The 22,360-nt window shown below is 61.4% G+C and carries 18 protein-coding genes; 11 read left to right on the top strand and 7 right to left on the bottom strand.

Annotated elements, in window-relative coordinates:
* Nucleotides 1-2: 2 nt before the first annotated feature.
* Nucleotides 3-542 (bottom strand): TRAP transporter small permease subunit, encoded by a 540-nt coding sequence (locus ACQ7C1_RS08910; RefSeq protein WP_085779491.1) that lies wholly within the window; start codon nt 540-542, stop codon nt 3-5.
* 317 nt (nt 543-859) lie between these two features.
* On the opposite strand from ACQ7C1_RS08910, the gene ACQ7C1_RS08905 reads away from it, so the two are divergent.
* The 6 genes from ACQ7C1_RS08905 (at nt 860) to ACQ7C1_RS08880 (ending at nt 7,659) form a co-directional block, all read left to right on the top strand.
* Nucleotides 860-3,163, top strand: a complete 2,304-nt coding sequence (locus ACQ7C1_RS08905; protein WP_430958014.1) for a putative bifunctional diguanylate cyclase/phosphodiesterase — start codon at nt 860-862, stop codon at nt 3,161-3,163.
* Nucleotides 3,164-3,302: 139 nt separating this feature from the next.
* On the top strand, nt 3,303-4,055 hold the full coding sequence (locus ACQ7C1_RS08900; protein ID WP_085779489.1) for an N-acyl amino acid synthase FeeM domain-containing protein: 753 nt from the start codon (nt 3,303-3,305) through the stop codon (nt 4,053-4,055).
* A 223-nt stretch (nt 4,056-4,278) separates the two neighbouring features.
* On the top strand, nt 4,279-4,503 hold the full coding sequence (locus ACQ7C1_RS08895) for an aa3-type cytochrome c oxidase subunit IV (protein ID WP_011426827.1): 225 nt from the start codon (nt 4,279-4,281) through the stop codon (nt 4,501-4,503).
* 207 nt (nt 4,504-4,710) lie between these two features.
* Entirely contained in the window at nt 4,711-5,859 is a 1,149-nt protein-coding gene (locus ACQ7C1_RS08890; protein ID WP_430958013.1) for a Re/Si-specific NAD(P)(+) transhydrogenase subunit alpha, read from the top strand.
* Nucleotides 5,859-6,257: a proton-translocating transhydrogenase family protein gene (locus ACQ7C1_RS08885; RefSeq protein WP_430958012.1), complete on the top strand. Its 399-nt coding sequence runs from the start codon at nt 5,859-5,861 to the stop codon at nt 6,255-6,257. Before ACQ7C1_RS08890 ends, ACQ7C1_RS08885 begins: the two co-directional genes overlap by 1 nt.
* 7 nt (nt 6,258-6,264) lie before the next feature.
* Nucleotides 6,265-7,659 carry an NAD(P)(+) transhydrogenase (Re/Si-specific) subunit beta gene (locus tag ACQ7C1_RS08880; protein ID WP_430958011.1) on the top strand — a complete coding sequence of 465 codons (1,395 nt, stop codon included), beginning with the start codon at nt 6,265-6,267 and terminating at the stop codon, nt 7,657-7,659.
* Between the two features lie 31 nt (nt 7,660-7,690).
* Here ACQ7C1_RS08880 and ACQ7C1_RS08875 read toward each other — a convergent pair whose 3' ends face one another.
* The 5 genes from ACQ7C1_RS08875 to ACQ7C1_RS08855 all read right to left on the bottom strand — a co-directional run bounded on the left by ACQ7C1_RS08875 (nt 7,691) and on the right by ACQ7C1_RS08855 (nt 13,227).
* Entirely contained in the window at nt 7,691-8,173 is a 483-nt protein-coding gene (locus tag ACQ7C1_RS08875; protein WP_097597222.1) for a DUF992 domain-containing protein, read from the bottom strand.
* A 59-nt stretch (nt 8,174-8,232) separates the two neighbouring features.
* Nucleotides 8,233-9,885, bottom strand: a complete 1,653-nt coding sequence (locus ACQ7C1_RS08870; RefSeq protein WP_430958010.1) for a sensor histidine kinase — start codon at nt 9,883-9,885, stop codon at nt 8,233-8,235.
* Between the two features lie 421 nt (nt 9,886-10,306).
* On the bottom strand, nt 10,307-11,173 hold the full coding sequence (locus tag ACQ7C1_RS08865; RefSeq protein WP_085779483.1) for a tetratricopeptide repeat protein: 867 nt from the start codon (nt 11,171-11,173) through the stop codon (nt 10,307-10,309).
* A 134-nt stretch (nt 11,174-11,307) separates the two neighbouring features.
* Nucleotides 11,308-11,520, bottom strand: a complete 213-nt coding sequence (rpsU, locus tag ACQ7C1_RS08860) for a 30S ribosomal protein S21 (RefSeq protein ID WP_003585885.1) — start codon at nt 11,518-11,520, stop codon at nt 11,308-11,310.
* Between the two features lie 156 nt (nt 11,521-11,676).
* The gene (locus ACQ7C1_RS08855; protein ID WP_430958089.1) at nt 11,677-13,227 is read right to left on the bottom strand and encodes an adenylate/guanylate cyclase domain-containing protein; all 1,551 of its coding nucleotides are present in this window, start codon (nt 13,225-13,227) and stop codon (nt 11,677-11,679) included.
* Nucleotides 13,228-13,557: 330 nt separating this feature from the next.
* Between ACQ7C1_RS08855 and ACQ7C1_RS08850 the strand changes: the two genes are divergently transcribed.
* Nucleotides 13,558-15,729 carry a CHASE2 domain-containing protein gene (locus tag ACQ7C1_RS08850; protein ID WP_430958088.1) on the top strand — a complete coding sequence of 724 codons (2,172 nt, stop codon included), beginning with the start codon at nt 13,558-13,560 and terminating at the stop codon, nt 15,727-15,729.
* 6 nt (nt 15,730-15,735) lie between these two features.
* Here ACQ7C1_RS08850 and ACQ7C1_RS08845 read toward each other — a convergent pair whose 3' ends face one another.
* Nucleotides 15,736-16,779 (bottom strand): FecR domain-containing protein, encoded by a 1,044-nt coding sequence (locus ACQ7C1_RS08845; protein WP_430958009.1) that lies wholly within the window; start codon nt 16,777-16,779, stop codon nt 15,736-15,738.
* Nucleotides 16,780-17,086: 307 nt separating this feature from the next.
* Here ACQ7C1_RS08845 and ACQ7C1_RS08840 point away from each other — a divergent pair, with 307 nt between their 5' ends.
* The 4 genes from ACQ7C1_RS08840 to ACQ7C1_RS08825 all read left to right on the top strand — a co-directional run bounded on the left by ACQ7C1_RS08840 (nt 17,087) and on the right by ACQ7C1_RS08825 (nt 22,322).
* Nucleotides 17,087-18,340, top strand: a complete 1,254-nt coding sequence (locus ACQ7C1_RS08840; RefSeq protein WP_221112648.1) for a sarcosine oxidase subunit beta family protein — start codon at nt 17,087-17,089, stop codon at nt 18,338-18,340.
* A gap of 109 nt (nt 18,341-18,449) precedes the next feature.
* On the top strand, nt 18,450-18,791 hold the full coding sequence (locus tag ACQ7C1_RS08835) for a sarcosine oxidase subunit delta (RefSeq protein WP_085779479.1): 342 nt from the start codon (nt 18,450-18,452) through the stop codon (nt 18,789-18,791).
* The gene (locus ACQ7C1_RS08830) at nt 18,788-21,781 is read left to right on the top strand and encodes a sarcosine oxidase subunit alpha (RefSeq protein ID WP_430958008.1); all 2,994 of its coding nucleotides are present in this window, start codon (nt 18,788-18,790) and stop codon (nt 21,779-21,781) included. The genes ACQ7C1_RS08835 and ACQ7C1_RS08830 overlap by 4 nt, the downstream gene beginning before the upstream one ends.
* Nucleotides 21,774-22,322, top strand: coding sequence for a sarcosine oxidase subunit gamma (locus ACQ7C1_RS08825; protein WP_430958007.1), 549 nt, complete (start codon nt 21,774-21,776; stop codon nt 22,320-22,322). The genes ACQ7C1_RS08830 and ACQ7C1_RS08825 overlap by 8 nt, the downstream gene beginning before the upstream one ends.
* Nucleotides 22,323-22,360 lie beyond the last annotated feature (38 nt).

The raw sequence follows: 22,360 nt of genomic DNA, 5'->3' as shown, positions 1-22,360 counted from the left end.
CGCTACTGCAGTGGCTTTTCGTATTTGGTGTCGATGCTGATTTGGCCGGTCAGCGCTGCGATCCGCTTGATCAGCTCGGAAACGCCCTGGAGCGAAAGCAGCGCGAAGCCGGCGACGAGGATCAGCTTTACGGGCCAGCGGATCAGCCCGCCGGCATTGGCCGATATTTCCCCCTGCCGGTAGGAAAGCGCGAAGAAGGGCCAGCAGAGCCAGGTGAGGAAGACGCAGACGGGGATGAGGAACAGGATGAGGCCGACAATGTCGATCCAGATCTTCGCCTTGTCGGACACTGCGCCATAAATCAGATCGACACGAACGTGCTCATTGTTGCGCAGAGCATGCGAGGCGCCGAGCATGACGACGAAGGCAAAGAGGTACCACTGGATCTCAAGCCAGCCGTTCGAACTGTAGTTGAAGGTGTAGCGAACGATGGCATTACCGGCGCTGATGAGACAGCAGAACAGGACCATATATTCGGAAAGTTTGCCCATGATCCGACTGATCGAATCAATCAGCCGGCTTGCCGCCAAAAGTGTCGACATTCGTTTCCCTTGTTCTTGTCCTGCCATTTTTCGGCAGCTTTCCCTCTTTCGAATCGGTGTAGACCACGGCTTTTGAAATTGGAAGGATAAATGCCTCTGGTTAGAGCATAGTCTAAGTCGCAACAGGCGGCCGTCGATGTTTTAACAACCTAGGCGTGGATAAATTATTTCCTTATTCTCGCCAGGAGGATGCATGATCTCGCGTAGGCTGTGATGTTCATCCGCTGGTTTTAGAAAATTTGACCAAATGTTTGATTCGATTGAAATCAATTTTTAAAGGGTTGGCCTTAGAATCCCCGCGCACAGGGAAAGTGTGGATGAAGCCAGATAACCCGAACAGGGTCCCTATTGATGTGTACTTGTCGTTTGTGAGCTCCCTTTCCGGGAATCGCATGACGCTTCTTGTCGGCGTGATCGTCCATGTCGCGACGTGCCTTGCAGTGGCTGCCAAGACACAGTACTCCATCTACATCCTGCTGTCGGTCGCCTTCCTTCTGGTCTTCAGCGCTCGCATGGCCATCTTCCGGCAGTTCGATCGTGTCGACAAGCAGAGCCTGTCGCGCGCGGGAATCGAGCGTTGGGAGCGGATTCTTGTTGCCGCCGGATCCTGCACCACCGCACTTCTTGGCATCGCCAGCGGCTATGCTATCTTCGTCGTGCACGATTCCTTTGCGGAGCTTGCCTGCATTTCCGTCACCATGGCGACCATGGTTTCCGTTGTCGGGCGCAACTACGGCTCGCGCTTCGCAGTCGACCTCCAGACGGCCTTCTGCTGCCTGCCGATGATCGTCGGCAGCCTGCTGGCGCTCGATTTCTATCGCGGCGTGCTGTCGATCTTTCTCATCCCCTTCTGGCTGACGACGCGGGCGATGGCGAACGGCGTGCGCGAATTTCTGTACGAGAATGTTATCGCGCGTCGGGAAATCACCATCATCGCCGACCGTTTCGACACGGCGCTCAACAACATGCCGCATGGCCTCGTCATGGTCGATGACGAAAACCGCATCCAGGTCGTCAACCGCAAGGCCTGCGAACTGCTGAAAATCGGCGCGCCGGAGCGGCTGAAGGACCGTGATCTTGGCGCCGTGCTGCGCTATGGCGCACGCTACAGCTTCATGGACGCCTCACAGCCGGAGCTCATTCTGCGCCAGCTCACCCAGGTGGCCGAAGGCAACTTGTCGCGCACGCTCATTCATTTTCCCGAGGGCCTGTCGCTCGAATTCTCCGCCAGCCGCAGGGCCGACGGTGGCGCGGTGCTGATCTTCGAAGACGTATCCAGCCGTGTGAAGGCCGAGCAGAAGATCATGCATATGGTCCGCTTCGATGCGCTGACTGGCCTGCCGAACCGCGAATATTTCGGCCAGCTGGTGCAGGAGTATCTCGCCAAACATCCGAGGAAATCGGGGCCGCTTGGCTTTATGGTGCTCGATATCGACGAGTTCAAACATGTCAACGATATGCGCGGTCACGTCACCGGCGACCATCTGCTTTGCTCCATCGCCGCCCGCATCAAACAGGTCTGTGGCAACGCCATCCTCGGCCGGCTGATGGGCGACCAGTTCATCCTGTTCTTCCCGCATGCGAAGGAGCCGGCCTCACTCGACCTCGAGATCCGTCGCGTGCACGCTGCGATCCAAGGCCATTATGAGGTCGACGAGCTGACCTTCCTCATTTCGCTCAGTGCTGGTTACGCCATTCTCGAAAGTTCCGCTTTCGCGATGGACGAATGGAGCGTCAAGGCGGATCTTGCGCTGTTCGAGAGCAAGTCGCGTTTCAAGGGCGGCATATCAGGCTTCGAGCGCGAGATGGACGGGCGCTATATCGAGCAGCAGAAGCTGAAAGCAGACCTTCGCGAGGCAGTCGCGGCGCAGTCGCTGCACCTCGTCTTTCAGCCGATGTTTCGGGCCGACGGTTCGCGCATCGAATGCGCCGAGGCGTTGGCGCGCTGGGTGCATCCGGAGAAGGGCTCGATTCCGCCCGACGTCTTCATTCGGCTCGCCGAGGATATGGGCATCATCTCCGACATCACCCGTTTCGTGCTGTCCCAGGCCTGCAGCGAATGCATGACCTGGCCGGAGCACATCGCCGTCTCGGTTAACCTCTCGGCACGGGATTTGCGCGATGCCGACATTCTGTCGGTGGTCGCCGACGCGCTTGCCGATTCGGGGCTCAACGCGGCGCGGCTGCATCTCGAAGTCACCGAAAGCTGCCTGATCGACGAGCCGCAGGCTGTGCGCGCCATCCTGGCGGAACTCAGAGCCCGCGGCATCACCATCGCGATCGACGATTTCGGCACCGGCTTCTCCAGCCTCAGTTATCTCGACACGCTGCCGCTCGATATCGTCAAAATCGACCGCTCCTTCGTGCGGAATATCGTCGAGGATACTCGCCGCCTCAAGCTGCTGCGAGGGACGGTCAATCTCGCCCGGGAACTCGGTCTGAAGATCGTCATCGAAGGTGTCGAGACTGAAGAGCAGCTCGCTCTGCTCAACAAACACCGCAGCACCGATCTGGTGCAGGGCTATGTTTTCTCGCAGCCGGTGCCTTCCCAGAACATCCCACTCCTGCAACAGGGCGTCGGCCGCCGCGCCGTCCAACGTCGCCGCAACAAGGTCGCCTGAGACTTCGGTCGACGCCGATTTTCCTTGTGATACCCCCGCCGTTAACCTTAATACTTTATAAACGGTCCGAATTATCGGATTTCCTTGCCTAAATGTCGCTGGCGTATGATTAATGATCCGTTAACGAGTGGATCAAAATATGTCAGACACACTGTTCACGCGTAGTGATTTCAGTACGAAAATTTTGGAAATTCTGGATCATGTCGAATATCGCCGTGTCGAAAGCAGCGAAGACATGGAGGAGGTGGAGCGGTTGCGCTACAAAGCCTACAAGGCCCACGGCGCGCTGTCGCTTGCCCCGGAAGGCCTGTTGGACGATGTCGATTTCGACAGCCATGCCTATATCTTCGGTCTCTACTATTATGGCGAACTGGTCAGTACGATCCGAATTCATTATGTGACGCCGGAGCATCGTATCAGCCGGTCCGGAGAGGCCTTTCCCGAGGCGATGGATGAACTTCTGGACGCCGGACTAACCTTGATCGACCCGGCGCGTTTCGCGGCCGACCCGGAGCTCACCGCCAATATGCCATGGGTTCCCTACCTGACGCTGAGACCCGCCATCGTTGCGGCAGCGTATTTCCGGGCTGACCGTGTTATTCAGTCCGTTCGGCCCCCGCATGCCGCCTTCTACAAACGGGTCTTCTATGCCGATACTATTGTGCCCGGCCGACTGGCGGAGAGTTACGGGGTTGATGTGACGCTGATGGCGACGAATGTGGTGGAGGTCGGGCGCAAGCTATTGACGCGCTATCCCTTCTTCATCTCCAGCGCCAGCGAACAGCGCATGATGTTTTCGCGCAATCCCCACGATACGCTGCCGCCGCTTACCATCATCCCGACGGCGCGCTTCGTGCCGCAAGGTGAACTTGGCACCGACCTGCCGCTGTAATTTCTCCTGCTCTGCGAATGAGGAGAGGTTATGCAGCGTGACGAGATCCGCAGCCGGCGCCCTCACGTTTTTCCTTGCGGAAGAAGGTGGCTTGGAACCCGCGGCTGCGGCATTCTCATGCATTGCGCTTTCGCCTGTCATTGTGTAATTCCTGCAGGCAGGGACTTCCCTCGGCCTAAGAGGGAATCAGGCAGCGCAAAAGCATTTCAGGGAGACGATATTTATGGCCGAACATCATACCGGACCGGTCGAGACCGGCGCGCCGATGGATTACAAGGAACATGAGCAGACCTACAACATGTTCATTGCCGGCACGAAATACGGCACGATGCTTCTCGTCGTTCTCCTGCTCGCGATGACCGCCGGTTTCTTCGGCGGCGCCGGCCTTCTCGGCGGTCTCTTCGTCTTCATCGTTCTTCTCGCCGCCGGCATCTTCCTGTTCCGCTGATCGCGGCTGGCGCATCGGCCTGAAAATCGCAATCGATTTTCGGCAAACACGATGTGTCTATTCAAGGGAGCTGGAGCGTCTTTGTGCGTCCAGGGGGGACGCAGGCGCTCTAAGGGGAGGGGAGGCTTCTCCGAAGCCTTGTGAATTAGGTGCTTGGCCTGCGCAGGCGAGCCTGCGGCGGTCTGGCTGACCCGGAGGAGGGGGCAGTTGGGCAATATTGTTTTCGTTGCAAGGGAAACCACGGACGGGGAGACGCGTGTCGCGGCCTCCGCCGAGACCGTGAAGAAGATGAAGGGTTTCGGTTTCGACGTCGTCGTCGAGGCCGGCGCCGGTGCGGCTTCGCGCATTCCGGACGCCGAGTTCGAGGCCGTAGGCGCCAGGATCGGCAGTTTTGCCGATGCAGCCTCCGCCGACGTGGTGCTGAAGGTGCGCCGCCCGAGCCCATCGGAAATCGCGGGTTACAAGAGCGGCGCCGTTGTCATCGCGATCATGGACCCCTACGGCAATGACGAGGCGATTGCCGCACTCGCAAGCGCCGGGCTTTCGACCTTCGCCATGGAGCTAATGCCGCGCATCACCCGCGCGCAGTCCATGGACGTGCTCTCCTCTCAGGCCAATCTCGCCGGCTACCAGGCCGTCATCGAGGCCGCGGCGGTCTACGACCGCGCCATGCCAATGATGATGACGGCGGCAGGCACCGTGCCGGCGGCCAGGGTCTTCGTCATGGGAGCCGGCGTCGCCGGTCTTCAGGCGATCGCCACCGCGCGCCGCCTGGGTGCCGCAGTCTCGGCGACCGACGTGCGCCCGGCCGCCAAAGAGCAGGTCGCCTCACTCGGCGCCAAGTTCATCGCCGTCGAGGACGAGGAGTTCAAGGCGGCGGAAACGGCCGGCGGTTATGCCAAGGAAATGTCCGCAGACTATCAGGCGAAGCAGGCAGCCCTCGTCGCCGAACACATCGCCAAGCAGGATATCGTCATCACCACGGCTCTCATTCCCGGCCGGCCGGCGCCGCGGCTCGTTTCGCGCGCCATGCTTTCCTCGATGAAGCCAGGTGCGGTCGCCGTCGACCTCGCGGTCGAGCGCGGCGGCAATATCGAGGGGGTCGTTGCCGGCGAGGTCGCCGACGTCGACGGCGTCAGCGTGATCGGCTTTGCGAATATGCCGGGCCGGGTCGCGGCCAGCGCCTCGGCGCTTTACGCCAAGAACCTCGTCACCTTCCTCGAGACGATGGTCAACAAGGAAACGAAGGCGGTCGTCGTCAACCTCGACGACGAGCTCGTCAAGGCGACGATGCTGACCTATGCCGGCGACGTGGTTCATCCCGCCTTCGGCGGCGCGAAGAAGGGAGATATGTGATGGCCAGTGAAGCAATGGACAGAGCGCTGCAGCAGTTGAACGACGCGGTGACGGCCGTTGCCACTGCAGCCGCGCAGGCTCCGGAAGCGGCTAGTGCGGCGACGGGCGGGGCGATCGATCCCTTCGTCTTCCAGCTGGCGATCTTCGTCTTGTCGATTTTCGTCGGCTATTACGTCGTCTGGTCGGTGACGCCGGCGCTGCATACGCCGCTGATGGCAGTGACCAACGCGATCTCGTCGGTCATCGTCGTCGGCGCGCTGCTGGCGGTCGGCATCTCCACAAGCGGTCTTGCGACCGGTTTCGGTTTCGTCGCCCTGGTGCTGGTTTCGGTCAACATCTTCGGCGGCTTCCTGGTCACGCAGCGCATGCTTTCGATGTACCGCAAGAAGGACAGGTGAGGGATCGATGACCAGTATCGCAGCTTTCCTCTACCTCGTTTCCGGCGTTCTCTTCATTCTGGCGCTGCGCGGCCTCTCCCATCCGGCCACCAGCCGCAAGGGCAATCTCTTCGGCATGATCGGCATGGGTATCGCCATCCTGACGACGCTGGTGCTGGCGACGCCCAACTTCGGCGGGTTCGTGCTGATCATCCTCGGCCTTGCCATCGGCGGCAGCGTCGGCGCCTATGTCGCCCGCACTATCGCCATGACCTCGATGCCGCAGCTCGTCGCCGGCTTCCACTCGCTGGTCGGGCTTGCCGCCGTGCTGGTGGCTGCCTCGGCGCTCTATACACCAGCCTCTTTCCGTATCGGCGAGATCGGCCATATCCACACCGAGGCGCGCATCGAAATGGCGCTCGGCGTGGCGATCGGGGCGCTGACCTTCACCGGCTCGATCATCGCCTTCCTGAAGCTTGACGGGCGCATGTCCGGGAAGCCGATCCTGCTGCCCTACCGGCACCTGATCAATGTAACCCTGCTGGCGCTGATCGTGCTCTTCATCATCGGCCTTGCCGCGACCGAAAGCCATTTCGACTTCTGGGCGGTCGTGGCACTGTCGCTGGCGCTCGGTGTTCTGCTGATCGTGCCGATCGGTGGCGCCGACATGCCCGTCGTCGTTTCGATGCTGAACTCCTATTCCGGATGGGCTGCGGCCGGCATCGGCTTCACGCTCGGCAATCTGGCGCTGATCATCACCGGCGCGCTCGTCGGCTCCTCCGGCGCCATCCTGTCGTATATCATGTGCAAGGGCATGAACCGCTCCTTCATATCCGTCATTCTCGGCGGTTTCGGCGGCGAGACGGCGTCCGGCGGGACCGATACGTCAGACAGGACGGTCAAGCTCGGCTCCGCCGAGGATGCGGCCTATCTGATGGCCAATGCCTCGAAGGTCATCATCGTGCCGGGATACGGCATGGCGGTCGCTCAGGCTCAGCATGCGTTGCGCGAATTGGCCGATAATCTCAAGAAGAACGGCGTCGAGGTGAAATATGCGATCCACCCGGTCGCAGGCCGCATGCCCGGCCATATGAACGTGCTGCTGGCCGAAGCCAATGTTCCCTATGACGAGGTTTTCGAGCTCGAGGACATCAATTCCGAATTTGCCCAGGCGGACGTCGCCTATGTCATCGGCGCCAATGACGTCACCAATCCCGCAGCGCGCGACGACAAGACCTCGCCGATCTACGGCATGCCGATCCTCGACGTCGACCGGGCGAAGACCTGCCTTTTCGTCAAGCGCTCGCTGGGTTCGGGTTATGCCGGCATCGACAACACGCTGTTCTACAAGGACGGCACGATGATGCTGCTCGGCGACGCCAAGAAAATGACCGAGGATATCAACAAGGCGATCGCGCATTGAGCTGATGAGCCGCCCTTTGGGGCGGCTTTTCTCATATTTCGCCCGGCACCAGCGTCATCTTCTCGACGCCGATCGCCAGGTTCAGCCCTTCCTGAGCCTGGACGTTCAGTGGCTGCAGCATGAAAGCCTTATTGGTGCCGCCGGCGATCACTTTGGCGCCGGCGCCCGCACCGATGCTCGCATCAGCGCCGACTCCGTAATATTCGCCGGCAAGGGCGAATTGCGGCATATCGGTGCCGGTCTTTGCCAGGACCTGCCAGATCATCACGCTCTTGCCCGTCTGGCCGATGTCGAGGCCGAATTTTTCGATTTTGCCGGCATAGACCGCCTTGGCGCCGCCGGCTGCCGGTGTATAGGTACAGATGAGGTTCTTCTGCGAGGTGACGATCAGACCCTGACCGCCATCCGATCCGCAGACCAGACGGCCAAGCGTCACATAATTTTCCGCGCTCGCCGGGCTTACCCAGGCAGCCGCGGTCAGAGCCGCGGTGGCGATCATCGTTTGCTTGAACATGGTCCTTCTCCTTGAAAACGACCTGTCCGAAACGGGTTGAGGTGGCGATTGTTCCTGGGTTATTCCCGCTCCAGCGTGGCGCGCTGGGCTATCAGTACCCATAACAGGCCTTCAGGCCGGAAATCGACCTGCACCGTGCCACGGAAGGCGGCAGCGGCATGCGCCTTGATGACGGTCGTGCCGAAGCCCGAGCGCGACGGCTCGGTGACCGCCGGGCCCCCGCGCTCCTCCCAGGTGAAGCGGAGCAGGGCATCCGGCTTGCCTTCGTCCCTAACATCCTGCCAGTCGAAGCGGACGCGCCCCTGCGGAACGGAGAGCGCACCATATTTCACTGAATTGGTGGCGAGCTCATGCAGGGTAAGGCCCAGGTTCTGCACCGCATCCGGCTTCAGGACGAAATCTTCGCCTGTGATTTCGATCTGGTCGCGCGATTGCGGGAAGGCCTGCAGATGGATATCAACGACCCGCCGGAGCGACACGCCTCCCCATTGCTCGCTCGTCAGGAGCTCTATTGAACGCGCCAGCCCCTCAAGGCGGTCGGCGACGGCAGCCTGAAAGGTTTCGACGCTGTCGGCCTGTTTGGCCAGCTGGCGCATCATGGCCTGAGCAAGCGTGAGAAGGTTCTTGGTACGATGGACGAGTTCATGCATGACGAACCGCAGCCGGTCCTCGGTCTGGCTGCGATCGAATGAGGCGTTCGAAAGAGCGATCGCCACCTGGTTCGCCTCGATGACGCTTGTTTCAACCGGTGAGACGATGTGGCCCTGACCCATGCGGTTCGCCATGTCGGCAATCTCGCGAATGGTGGTGCGGACCTGTCTCGCGACGGCATAGGCGGCCAGTACGGCAACGAGCACGAGGGCAACTCCTCCGATGATGAGGAAACGCCAGGTGCTGAGAATCGACGCCTGCGCCACCGGCCCCCAGATCACCGTCTTCCAGGACCAGCCGGGAATTTGTGCATAACCGAGGAGCATGTGCGGCAGGATCGTCTTGTCTTCGAACACGCCCCGGGAAAAACTGAGCGCCGGCAGGATGCGCGGATCGAAGGGCGTGCCGGGTTCGAGGGCAGTCGGGCCGGCGGCAACGACCACGTGACCACTTTGATCAAGCACAGCCGCCGACCATCCAGGGGCTAGACCCTGGGTCGTTACGAGCCGGCCGAGATCCTGGGCATCCTGTGTGATGATGAGGGCGGAAACGGGATTGTTCTTTCTCGGCAGGATGACATTGTAGACCCAGTCGCCGCTGGTTCTGCCGCGGACCACATCCGACGCTTCGATGTGACCGGATTTCATTGCGGCATCGAGGGCGGCGATGTTTGTCGTCTTTCCGAGCTCCGCGCCGAAAGGTCGGCGTGTGTTCAGCAGTTGCTGGCCAGTTGCGTCGACCGCTTGGACGTAGAGCGCATTGTTCCGCAGAGCTGCTTCCGTGCGCTGGTGGAAGGAGGCGAGATCGCCGTTTTCGAGTTCCGGGGAGCTCGACAGCAGCCGCAACGTCGTCGCCATATCCTGAAGCTGGCGATCGATGATGCGCGACAGGGCAAGCGCGTCCTGCGCCGTCTCGCGCTTTAGCGCGGAGCGCTGGTTGTCCTCCAACTGCAGCAGAAGCAGCGTCACGAAGGCGAAGATCGGCAACGCGATCGCCACCGCCATGGCAACGAGATAGGTGCCGATCGAAGCTTTGGGAAAAAACAGCGCCACGATCTTCATTTATTGCGCGCCGCCGCCACAAGTCCCGATATTGCCGCGTCCTTTGTGCGTCTTGAAAGATGTGCGGCGCTGCTGTGCGCGCTGTCCGCAACAGTTTTCGTCTGCGGTCAGGAAAGCAAAGATCCGCATCTCTCGCAAACCGCCCTCAACATGTTTTCGCACACCCCGATAGCGGGCTATCGAAGCAGCCGCATGTTAGGGGGAGCAAAAGCAGGTTGCAACATCGTATAACATGCCACGGAAGACGGTGGCGGTCTTTCCGTCTCTCTTTTCAAAGCGATGCGGCGCCTTCATAACAACTTATTCCGCCACCCGTTGCTGCACGCGCACCGGGCCCGGTCATCGATAAAGATTCTGCCGGAGATTTTCTGCAACGCCAAGGTTCGGGGCATCCGATGGCCCGGTCGCCCCAATCACATTCTTAGCCGGCTGGAGCGCCCACTCGGGCGAGACCATCGCGGGCCGGCTGGTATTTCGGGTCAAGCCCGACCGCATGGCGATAGGAGCGGGCAGCCTTGGCCTTGTCGCCGCGACGTTCGTAGACAAGAGCCTGGTTGGCCCAGGATTCGGCGATATTGCCGTTGAGATCGATCGCGTGATTGAAATCGGCAAATGCGTTGTCGTCGTCATTCAGCGCGATGTAGGAGATGCCGCGGCCATTATAGGGCTCGGGCGAATTCGGGGCGAGCGAGATGGCCTTCGAGAAATCGTCGATTGCCTTATCCTGCTGATTGCGCTTCTGATAGATCAGGCCACGATTGTGATAGGCGCGGCCATCGGTCGTGCCGAGCTGGATCGCCTTGCTGAAATCGTTGAAAGCTGCATCGTCCTGTCCGGCCATGCGATAGACATTGCCGCGGCCGATATAGGCGACGTCGTAGCTCGGATTGATCTGCAGGGCGGCATTGTAGTCGGCAATCGCCTGCTGCTGCTGGCCCATGTTGCGATAGACGAGCGCGCGATTGGCATAGGCCTGGAAGAAGCGCGGGTTGATCTGCAATGCTGTGTTGAAATCGTTCAGCGCCTGGCGGAACTGGCCGCTGCGGCCATAGGCGGAACCGCGGACATTATACCCTTCGGGATCCCTCGGATTGGCGTTGATAACAGCCGTCAGCGACGCGATGTTCTCTTCCGAGCCCTGCGCCTTGTCGATGCGGATTACGGCATCCGTGGTGTTGGTCGTCTCGCAGCCGGCAAGGCCGACCATGGCCGCCAGCGTCAAAGCCGGCAGGAATGCGGATTTCTGAAAGCGCCAGGCGCGGGACGGATTGAAGGTGGTATCAGCCATTCGGGCTCGCTTTCCCCATGCGGCATATCCGATTTCTGGATATGCGATCTTCAGCGGCAAACTAAAAAGGCGGCGGCGAACCCATCGCCCCCGCCACAATACATCTGAAAACGTCGAAAAAACGACGGCAACGCTTAGCGTGCGACCAGGCCTTCGCGCTGGGCGCGCTTGCGGGCCAGCTTGCGAACACGGCGAACAGCTTCGGCCTTTTCGCGAGCGCGCTTCTGCGAAGGCTTCTCGTAGTAGTCGCGCATCTTCATTTCGCGGAAAATGCCTTCGCGCTGCATCTTCTTCTTGAGAGCGCGGAGAGCCTGATCGACATTGTTATCGCGGACAAGTACCTGCACGAGAATCACGTTCCTTTGGTTTGGTTGATGCCTGAGGCAGCGCAGCGCCAGGGGCAAAAATATAACGTTCGCGCGGCCGCGGCCTTGCGATTGGTGATGCGGGATAGCAGATCGAGTAGGGGAAGTCCAGATGGATATCGGCGGCAGTTGGAAAAATCATACCTGCCCGGCATCCTGTCTCAAGCGAGCCGCTTCCAGCGGGGCCTCGTCCAGGGCGGCGATTGCCTCCTTGAGCGCCGTCCTGACCCGGAGTCGATCGGCAGGCTCCAGCCGGCTCATATCCAGATGCAGGTCGAGACCCGAGAGATGTTCGCTGAGGACGCGGCTTTTGTGGTCGGCGCCGAGCCTCAGCCCGTCGACGGCATAGGGCACGACCTCGCGCTGGATGCCCTTCATGGTGATCTGCGGCAAGGGATGGGCGTCGACGATCTCGTTCACCAGCGCATAGGTTTCGTAGCTGATGACGATTTCTCCGCCCTGGGCAATCGACTGCAGCCTGGCTGCGAGATTGGCCTCCGCGCCGATGATCGTATAGTCCATGCGATCGTTGCTGCCGAAATTGCCGACATTGCAATAACCGCTGTTGATTCCCATGCGCACGACGAAAGGCTCCTCGGTGCCGTTTCTGCGCCATCTGTCCTTGAGTTCGCCGAGGCGACGCTGCATGTCGACGGCCATGCGCAGGCAGGCTTTCGCATCTTCCTCCGGACCCTTCGTTTCCGGGTCGCCGAAGAAGACCAGCATGGCGTCGCCGATGAACTTGTCCACCGTGCCGCCATGGGCGAGGGCAATGTTCGACATTTCGGTCAGATATTCGTTGAGCATATCCGTCAGCGCTTCCGGCTGCAGCCGCTCGGTGGTCGCGGTGAAATCCTTGATGTCGGAGAAGAAAATCGTCAGGCGCTTGCGCTCGGTATGGACGACGACGTCTTTCTGTCCGCTGAAGATGCTCTTGTAGATCTGCGGCGAGAGATAACGTGAAATCTTCAGGGAAACGCTCGCCAGGAACTCGTTCGCCGCTTCGAGATCGCGGTTGGCGCCATGGATGGCGCGGGCCTGCTGGCGCTGCAGCAGAATGAAGCTGAGGCCGATGATGGCGACAAAAAGGAAATAGCAGAGCAGATATTTGAAGGCGAAGACGTTGCTTGCATAAGGCTGCTTGATGACCACTTCCTGGATGCCGCGCACATCGCCGACCTTCCAGTCGGTCTTCGGACTTTCCGGGTGGCTGTTGTGACAGGCAACGCAAGCCTGGCCCATGACGACCGGCGTGACGAAGCGCAAGGTATCGGTCAATCCGACGCGGGTGAGGTCGCTCAACGTCTGCTGTGGATTGGCGCGCAGTGCGACAAGCGCTCGTTTCTCGAAATCGTCGAGCTCGTGGGAAGCGCGACTTTTGAACGGCAGATCGGAGACGAAGCGGTATGTGATGTTGGCCTGCTGCTCTTTTATGACGTCGCCGAGTTCCAGCGAAAGTGTCGCCGGCAGCGGGATGGCGCCGGGGATATTGGCGTAGTTGTGGGAGACGACCGTGCCTGCGGTCGCGCCGCTGGCGTGCGCGGCCAGAACGCGTCCGACGACATTGGCGGAATAGTAGGAGCGGATGCTCGATATCAGCGAGCTCATATCGCGCGCCTGGCGTCTGAGGGTATTTCCTGAGAGGTCGCTGATGTCGAGCCAGACGGCCAGCGGCAGTCCTGCCAGCATCGCCAGCACGACGACGATCAGCCAATAGCCGGTGCGGCGCACGGCGGTTTCGGAAATCACGGGAGCCCCTCACTCTTCCATATAAAAGCATTCGCGCTTCGCGCCGTTACAAGAACATTTCACCGCGCGTCCGACAAGATCGAAGCCGTGTCGTCCAAGCAAAAGCGTGGTCGAAACGACGGCGTCGCCAAATTTGAAGATGCCGTTGCGCCGACCGGCGGGAAGCGGAAGGCTGGAAAGCGAAAAGAAGCGTCGGGGCGCATGAGTGAATGGCGTCCGGACACAAAGCGGCGTAGCCTGTCGTTTGGGAGAGGGACACCGGTTGAGATGATGACGCGCGTGCAGCAAATTGGTGTCGTTGTCGGACTGGTGATCGTGGCTGCGCTGACGATGCTGCGGGCAGACGATCCCGGGATCTTCAAGCTGATCCGTGGGGTGACCTTCGACGAGTACCAACGCCTGCTTCCGCGGACATTCGAGCCCATGCCGGTCCATGTGATCGATATTGATGAGGCGTCGCTGCGCGAGTTCGGCCAATGGCCGTGGCCACGGGACCGGTTGGCCCTGCTGGTGGACCGGCTTTCTGACATGGGCGCTGCGGCCATCGCCTTCGACGTTCTCTTTTCAGAGCCGGACCGGCTGTCGCCGCGCAACGTCGTGCGCGAGGTGGCGGGGGTTGATCCGTCCCTGGCAGAGAAGCTTCCCGACAATGACGAGATCTTTGCCCGCTCGATCTCCGGCAAACCCGTCGTGCTCGGTTTCGGCCTTTCCAACGAAGGCAGTTACCGGCCGCCAGTCAAGGCGGGTTTTGCTTTCACCGGGGAAAGCCCCGTCTCGGCTCCGCCCTATCTTGCGGCATCGACGCCGCTCAGGCCGCAATTGGAAGCCAATGCCGCAGGGCTCGGCCACATCAGCCTCAATCCCGGCAATCCTTCGCCGGTGGTGCGGGCGGTGCCGTTGTTCCTGACCGACGGCGTGCAGCTCTATCCCAATCTCGCGGTCGAGGCGCTGCGCGTCGCGCAAGGTATATCGACGTATGTATTGGCCGGGGCGCCCGATCGCGCCGGCGTGATGACATCGGCAAAGATCGGCGATTTCGTCGTGCCGCTGACGGCGGCGGGCGAATTTTGGCTCTATCTCAGCCCCGACCGAGCCGAGCGCTATATCTCCGCCCGCCAGGTGCTCGCCGCCGGAGGCGCCTCTCCCGAGATCTCCGCCGCCATTGACGGCAGCATCGTCTTCATCGGCACCTCGGCGGCAGGCCTGCAGGACATCCGCGTCACGGCGCTCGGCGAGAACGTTCCCGGCGTTTCGATGCATGCGCAGGTCGTCGAGCAGATTCTCTCCGGCCGTTTCCTGTCGCGGCCCGACTGGGCGGACGGGCTGGAAATTCTCACGATCGCGGTGCTCGGATGCCTGCTCGTCGTGGTGACGACCTTCGTCAGTCCCGCCGTCGCACTGGTCTGCGGCCTGCTCATTACCGCAATGGCGCTCGTGGCCTCCTGGCTCTCCTTTCTTTATGCGGGGCTTCTTCTCGATCCATTGGCTCCGATCGTCAGCGGATCGGTTATCCATTTTGCCGCAACCTCGTTCCGCATTCTGGTGATCGACCGGGAAAGGCGCGAGGTGCGGCGCGCCTTCGGACATTATCTTTCTCCGTCTCTGCTGCATCGCATCGAGCATAACCGCGATGCCTTGCGCCTCGGTGGAGATGACCGGGAACTGACGGTAATGTTCGTCGACGTCAGGAACTTCACTGAAATCAGCGAACGGCTGGCGCCGACTGATGTCGTTGCCTTCCTGAATACATTGCTCGACGCGCTGAGCCGTCATGTCGTGGCTAACGAAGGTACTCTCGACAAGTTTATCGGCGATTCGATCATGGCATTCTGGAATGCGCCGGTTGATGTAGCGGATCACGAAATCAAGGCGGTTCGCACGGCGCTCGCCATGCGCGAGACACTCGCCGAACTGAACGCCGGCGACGCCTTCGGCTTCGGACCCGATCAGGAGGTCGGCATCGGCATCGGCATCCATACCGGCGTTGCCTGTGTCGGCAATATGGGCGCCAAAACCCGCTTCAACTATTCGGCTGTCGGAGATGCGGTCAATGTCGCGGCCCGCATCGAGTCGTCCTGCAAGGAGGTCGGCTTCGATATCCTCATCTCCGACAGCACGGCTCGCTCCGTGCAGGGGATGGCGGTGATCGAGGCCGGCGCCCTCTCGCTCAAAGGGAAGAGCAGCCGGACGCAGATCCTTGCGGTCGTCGGCGATGAACGCGTCGCAGCATCCCAGGAATTCGCCGCGCTCGAGCTCGCCCACAAGCAGCTGATGCAGGCCCTGCAATCGCATTCGCGGAACAGCCGGAAGCTTATCGGCGCGTCAAAGCTCAGGGCCGTGCAAGTGCTCGGCGGTCTGGCGGAATTCTACGAGCGTGTATCGGGCAGGACCGATCATTTTCGCGAAGTGCCGAGGGCGGTCGAAGAGAGCGCCGCAGACTGACCGGCCTCAGCGACCGCGATTGAAATCACGGCTCCTATGGTGGTTCCGATCATTGTCACCATCACCATCACCAGCACCATCATGATCATGATGGTGATCGCGACCTCCATCATGTTGGCGGTCGTGCCCCCGATGATCCAGACCGTGATTTCCCGGCTTGCCGTCCTCGTCATGCCGGCCATGACCCTCATGCTTATCGGGCCTGTCCGGCTTGTCGTGGTCGGGTCTATCATGATGGGGCTTGTCGTGGTGCGGCATTTCCGGCTTCTGCGGTCGCTCCTTTTGTGGCTCGGCCTCTCTCTGTGGCGGATCCTGTCTTTGCGGAGCGGGTGCAATTGCCGGCGGCGGCCGGTCTCGTTCGCTTCTTTCCGGCACCAGCGAAGCCATATTGCATCCGCCGAGCAGGCCGAGGCCACCCGAAAGCCGCTGGTTGCCGGAGAGGAAGGGCAGAGCGCGCTCATTTCCAAGCTTCTGGAGGACGTTACGCTCCACTCGCCGGGCCGCCGTCATGTCGCCGTTCGGTTTGGCGATAACGCAGTCGCAGCGTTGCTGCAGCTGCCGGCAGCCGCCGGGGCCGCAAAAGCGGGCCGCGCCGTTCAACAGGACGACGGCGGTGGTGCCGTCAGGGCCGACATAGAAATCGAATGCGGTGCCGCGCACGCCGATCGTGCCTGCAGGCGTCAGAATTTGATAGGCCGAGGACTTCGAAGTGCCGCTTACCCAGCGGAAGGTCCCCTTGGCGGCCTTGATGGTGAGTTGCTTGACCGATTGGGTGTCGTCGAAAACATATCTGTCGATGACGACGGAGGACCCCCAGCCGACCGCAAGTTTGGTGCCGTCTCTAAATACAAACTGGCCCAGCCCAGACTGCGAAGTCTTGATGCGTTCGTCGCGGTGAACGCTTGTGTTGACTTCGATCGGGCCTGCTTGTCCAGTCACCTCGGTCTTGATGACCACAGCCTGGCCGACCGGCTCGGCGGCAGTTGCCAGCCGGAAGCCGCATAGCGCAATGAAAAGCGCCTGGAATAAAAGCCGCCCCCGTATGCACATGATACACCAATCCCGGCAACGGGGAAAAATTAACATCATACTAACTGCTTGTCTTTTCACCCTCTTGGGCTAGTCAGGTCTGCCGCCAAGGGGAAGGCCGGACCTTCGCAAGATCCTGCAGGATGATGTTCGTTTGAGTTTGGGAAGCGGCGCTTAACACCATCGCAAATTGCTCAGTTTTCGACACGATGTCGTTCAGTGTCAAAAGTGAAGCTCTCGCGCGTCGCAAAACAGCCGTTGTGCCGCATTTGGATTTGCGATTTGTATGGGCGCGAGTACAGCCCTTGCCCGAAGGAGAAGAAGGCGGATGCGGAAATATTCGGTTTTTGCCGTGGCGCGGGAGGCCCTTCGCGGCCACAGTGGTTGGGAGAAGCAGTGGACTTCGCCGGAGCCGCGCGCCGAATACGACGTCGTTATCATCGGCGCTGGCGGACATGGCCTGGGAGCCGCCTATTATCTTGCGAAGGAGCACGGCATCACCAATGTGGCGGTGCTCGAGAAGGGCTGGCTCGGCGGCGGCAACACCGGGCGCAATACCACCATCATCCGTTCGAACTATCTCTATGAAGAGAGCATGCACATTTACGAGCATTCGATGAAGCTCTGGGAAGGGCTTTCACAGGAGCTCAACTACAATGTGATGTATTCGCCGCGCGGCGTGATGATGCTCTCGCACAATATTCACGACCAGCAGTCGTTCAAGCGACACATCCACGCCAACCGGCTCTACGGCATCGACAATGAATGGCTGACGCCGGAGCAGGCCAAGGCTTATTGTCCGCCGCTCGACATCTCCGCCAGTGCGCGCTATCCGATCAACGGTGCGGCGCTGCAGCGCCGCGGCGGCACGGCGCGGCACGATGCGGTGGCCTGGGGATATGCGCGCGCAGCCTCCGATCGGGGTGTGCACATCATCCAGAACTGCGAAGTGACTGGCATCCGGCGCGGTCCGGACGGACGGGTGACCGGGGTCGAGACCTCGCGCGGCTTCATCGGCGCCAGAAAGGTCGGCGTATCAGCCGCGGGCCATACCTCGACAATCATGAAGATGGCGGATGTGCGCGTGCCGCTGCAGTCGAGCCCGCTGCAGGCGCTGGTCTCCGAGCCGCTGAAGCCGATCTTCCCCTGCGTCGTCATGTCGAACACGGTGCATGCCTACATCTCCCAGTCCGACAAGGGCGAGCTCGTCATCGGCGCCGGTACCGACCAGTATAATTCCTATTCCCAGACCGGCGGACTGCAGATCATCACGCATACGCTCGACGCCATCTGCGAACTCTTTCCGATGTTCCGGCGCGTGAAGATGATGCGGCAATGGGGCGGCATCGTCGACAATACGCCGGACCGTTCGGCGATCCAGTCAAAGACGCCGGTTCCCGGGCTTTACGTCAATTGCGGTTGGGGCACCGGCGGCTTCAAGGCAACGCCGGGCTCGGCCAATCTCTTTGCGCACCTCATCGCCCGCGATGAAGCGCACAAGTTCAATGCCGGCCTGACGCTGGAACGCTTCCGCAGCGGCCGGCTGATTGATGAAGCGGCGGCTGCGGCGGTGGCGCACTGATGATGAACGTGTTCGCTCAGACGCTCGCTTCTTTCGTTATTCACGCCCTCATCCGCCTTGAAAGCACCTTCTCCCTGCTGGGGAGAAGGGGAGGAGAAGGAAATCTCACATGCTGCTGATCCATTGCCCTTACTGTCAGGAAGAGCGTTCCGAGCTCGAATTCCGCGGCGCGGGTGACGCGCATATTGTGCGGCCCGCTGATATCGCCTCGGTCTCGGACGAGGAATTTGAAGAATACTTCTTCCTCCGCGACAACCCGAAGGGGCTGATCTTCGAACGCTGGCGGCATATTCACGGCTGCGGCCGGTTCTTCAACGCGGCGCGCGATACGGTGAGCGACAAGTTCATCATGACCTACAAGGCGGGCGAGCCGAAGCCGCGGATCGGTGCCGAGGCCGAACAGCATAGCCCTGTCGAGACCTATGAAGCGGTGGAAGGAGAGGCCCAATGAGCGGTGCTAATCGTATCGCCGGGAAGGGGCGTCTGACGCCTGCAAAGACCGCGCGCTTCAGCTTCGACGGCAAGAGCTATACGGCGCTGGAAGGCGATACCGTCGCTTCGGCGCTGATCGCCAACGGCATTCATCTCGTCGGCCGTTCGTTCAAATATCATCGGGCTCGCGGCATCCTCTCGGCAGGCGCCGAAGAGCCGAACGCGCTGATCGATGTCGCGCGTGACAAGGCGCGCAAGCAGCCGAACGTCCGCGCTACGGTGCAGGAAATCTTCGACGGCATGATCGTCCAGTCGCAGAACCGCTGGCCTTCGCTTGCCTATGACGTCGGTGCGGTCAACAACCTGATGTCGCCGTTCTTCGCCGCCGGCTTCTACTACAAGACCTTCATGTGGCCGCGCTCCGCCTGGAAACATGTCTACGAACCGTTCATCCGCCGCGCTGCCGGTCTCGGCGTCGCGCCGACGGAAGAAGATCCGGACCATTATGCCAGCCGTTACGCCCATTGCGACGTGCTCGTGGTCGGTGCTGGGGTGGCCGGGCTTTCGGCGGCGCTGGCCGCGGCCGAGACCGGCGCGAAGGTGATCCTCTGCGACGAGCAGGCGGAAGCCGGCGGTGCGCTGCGCTACGATGCGGGGGTGAGGATCGACGGGCAGGATGGTTACGCCTGGGCGCAGAAGACTGTGGCGCGGCTGAAGGCGATGGACAATGTCGAAGTGCTCACCCGCACGACCGCCTTCGGCTACTACAACCATAATTTCGTCGGCCTTGCCGAGCGCGTCACCGATCACATGGCCAAGCCTTCCCGTGATCTGCCGCGCGAGCGGCTGTGGCAGGTCCGGGCCAAGCGGGTGATTCTCGCCACCGGCTCGATCGAGCGGCACATGGTATTTCCCAACAATGACCGGCCCGGCATCATGCTCGCCTCGGCGGGGCGGATGTACCTCAATCATTACGGTGTCGCCGTCGGAAACAATGTCGGCATCTACACGGCGCACGACTCTGCCTATGAGGCGGCTTTCGATCTCAAGCGGGCCGGTGTTTCGGTCGCCGCCATCGTCGATTGCAGGCAGGCGCCGGGTGCTGCAGTGCTGGCGGAGGCGCGTGCACTCGGCATAGATGTTCTTACCGGCCAGTCGGTCATCAATACGGCGGGGCGGCTGCGCATCTCATCGATGACAGTAGCGCGCAACGGCGGCGGTTCGCCGCGCAAGATCCCGGTTGATGCGCTTCTGGTTTCGGCCGGCTGGACGCCATCCGTGCATCTGTTCTCGCAGTCCCGCGGCAAGGTGGCCTTCGAAGCGGAAAGCCAGCGTTTCCTGCCCGGCACCTATGCGCAGGATTGCCTTTCGGTCGGCGCCTGTAACGGCACCGACGACCTGCAGCGAACGGTCGAGGAATCGCTTGCCGCAGGCGAACTGATGGCGCAGGCCGCGGGCAAGAGCGGCGGCGGGAAAATCACGATTTCGGCCGAGCAGCCCTATGACTGGACGGGCGGGATGATCGGCGCTGCCGAAGGCGCCGGACCGAAGACGAACGCCAAGGCCTTCATCGATTTCCAGCATGACGTCTGCGCCAAGGATATCCGCCTTGCCGTGCGCGAAGGCATGCATTCGATCGAGCATATCAAGCGGTTTACGACCAACGGCATGGCCTCGGATCAGGGCAAGCTTTCGAATATGCATGGCCTGGCGATTGCCGCCGAAATGCTCGGCAAGGAAATCCCGCGGGTCGGTCTCACGACTTTCCGCGCACCCTATACGCCGGTGACCTATGGTACGCTGATCGGCCATTCACGCGGAAAGCTGTTCGATCCGACGCGCAAGACGCCGCTGCACGACTGGGAAGAAGCGCATGGCGCCGTTTTCGAGGATGTCGGCAACTGGAAGCGCGCCTGGTTCTATCCGCGCTCGGGCGAGAACATGCACCAGGCGGTCGCGCGCGAGTGCCGGACGGCCCGCGAGTCGGCAGGCATCTTCGATGCCTCTACGCTCGGCAAGATCGAAGTGGTAGGCCCGGATGCGGCGAAATTCCTCAATCTGATCTACACCAATGCCTGGGATACGCTGAAGCCCGGCAAGGCGCGCTACGGCATCATGACACGTGAGGACGGCTTCGTTTATGACGACGGCGTCGTCGGGCGTCTGGCAGAGGATCGTTTTCACGTGACGACGACGACAGGCGGAGCGCCGCGTGTTCTCCATCACATGGAAGATTACCTGCAGACGGAATTCCCCGATCTGAAGGTGTGGCTGACCTCGGTGACCGAACAATGGGCTGTCATCGCCGTCCAGGGACCGAAGGCGCGCGAGATCGTCGAGCCTCTCGTCGAAGGGGTCGATCTTTCCAACGAGGCCTTCCCGCATATGAGCGTTGCCGAGTGCACGGTCTGCGGCGTACCGGCGCGGCTCTTCCGCGTTTCCTTCACGGGAGAAATCGGTTTCGAAATCAACGTGCCGGCCGACTACGGCCAGTCGGTGCTCGAAGCGGTCTGGGCCAATGCCGAACCGCTCGGCGCCTGCGTCTACGGCACTGAGACCATGCACGTCCTGCGCGCCGAGAAGGGCTATATCATCGTCGGCCAGGATACGGACGGGACCGTAACCCCCGACGACGCGGGCGTCGCCTGGGCCGTTTCGAAGAAGAAGAAGGACTTCGTCGGCATTCGCGGGCTGCAGCGGCCGGACCTCGTCAAGGAGGGACGCAAGCAGCTCGTCGGCCTCGTTACCAAGGATCCGAAGTTGGTGCTCGAAGAAGGCGCGCAGGTCGTCGCTAGCCCGAACGAGCCGAAGCCGATGACGATGCTCGGCCATGTCACATCGGCCTATTGGTCGGAAAATTGCGGCAGGTCGATCGCCTTCGCTCTGGTCGCCGGCGGCCGGGCGCGGATGGGCGAGACGCTTTATGTGCCGATGCCGGATCGGACGATCGCCGTCGAAGTGACGGATCTGGTATTCTTTGACAAGGAAGGAGGCCGCATCCATGGCTGATGTCGCAATTCGCAAGCCGGCGCTGGCCGGCCGTCTCGGCGGCTCCGCCACTGTGCGTCTGGCCGTCGCACCGCCCGCAAGCCGCGTGGCGCTGCGCACGCCGGCGGGGTCGCTCAAAGCACTTTCTTTGGCTCTCGGCCTCTCTGTGCCGACCACGCCGAAGACGTCCGGCCGCGCCGGTGCGCGCTCGGCGCTCTGGCTCGGGCCGGACGAGTGGCTGTTGATCGATGAGGCCGGTGGCGATCTGATGGCGGCATGTTCCAGCGCCGGCGCGCTGCATTCGGCGACCGACGTTTCCCACCGCAACGTGGCGGTCATCGTCTCCGGGCCGGGTGCGGAGGCGACGCTTGCGGCCGGCTGCCCCCAGGACCTGTCGCTGTCGTCCTTTCCAGTCGGCGCGGCCTCGCGCACGGTCTTCGGCAAGGCGGAGATCGTACTTTTCCGCACGGAAGAAGACACGTTTCGGGTGGAGTGCTGGCGGTCGTTTTCCGATTACGTCTTCGGGCTGCTGGCCGAGGCGGCGGAAGATGCCGGGCATTGAGGCTTTTGGGCCGGTGGCTTAAGAGCCAGATGAAATTT

It is taken from the genome of Rhizobium sp. Nf11,1, from assembly GCF_050587665.1.
Classification (GTDB): Bacteria; Pseudomonadota; Alphaproteobacteria; order Rhizobiales; family Rhizobiaceae; genus Rhizobium.
The sequence above is the reverse complement of the archived record's forward strand: the minus strand, read 5'-3'. Positions and strand labels throughout refer to the sequence as shown.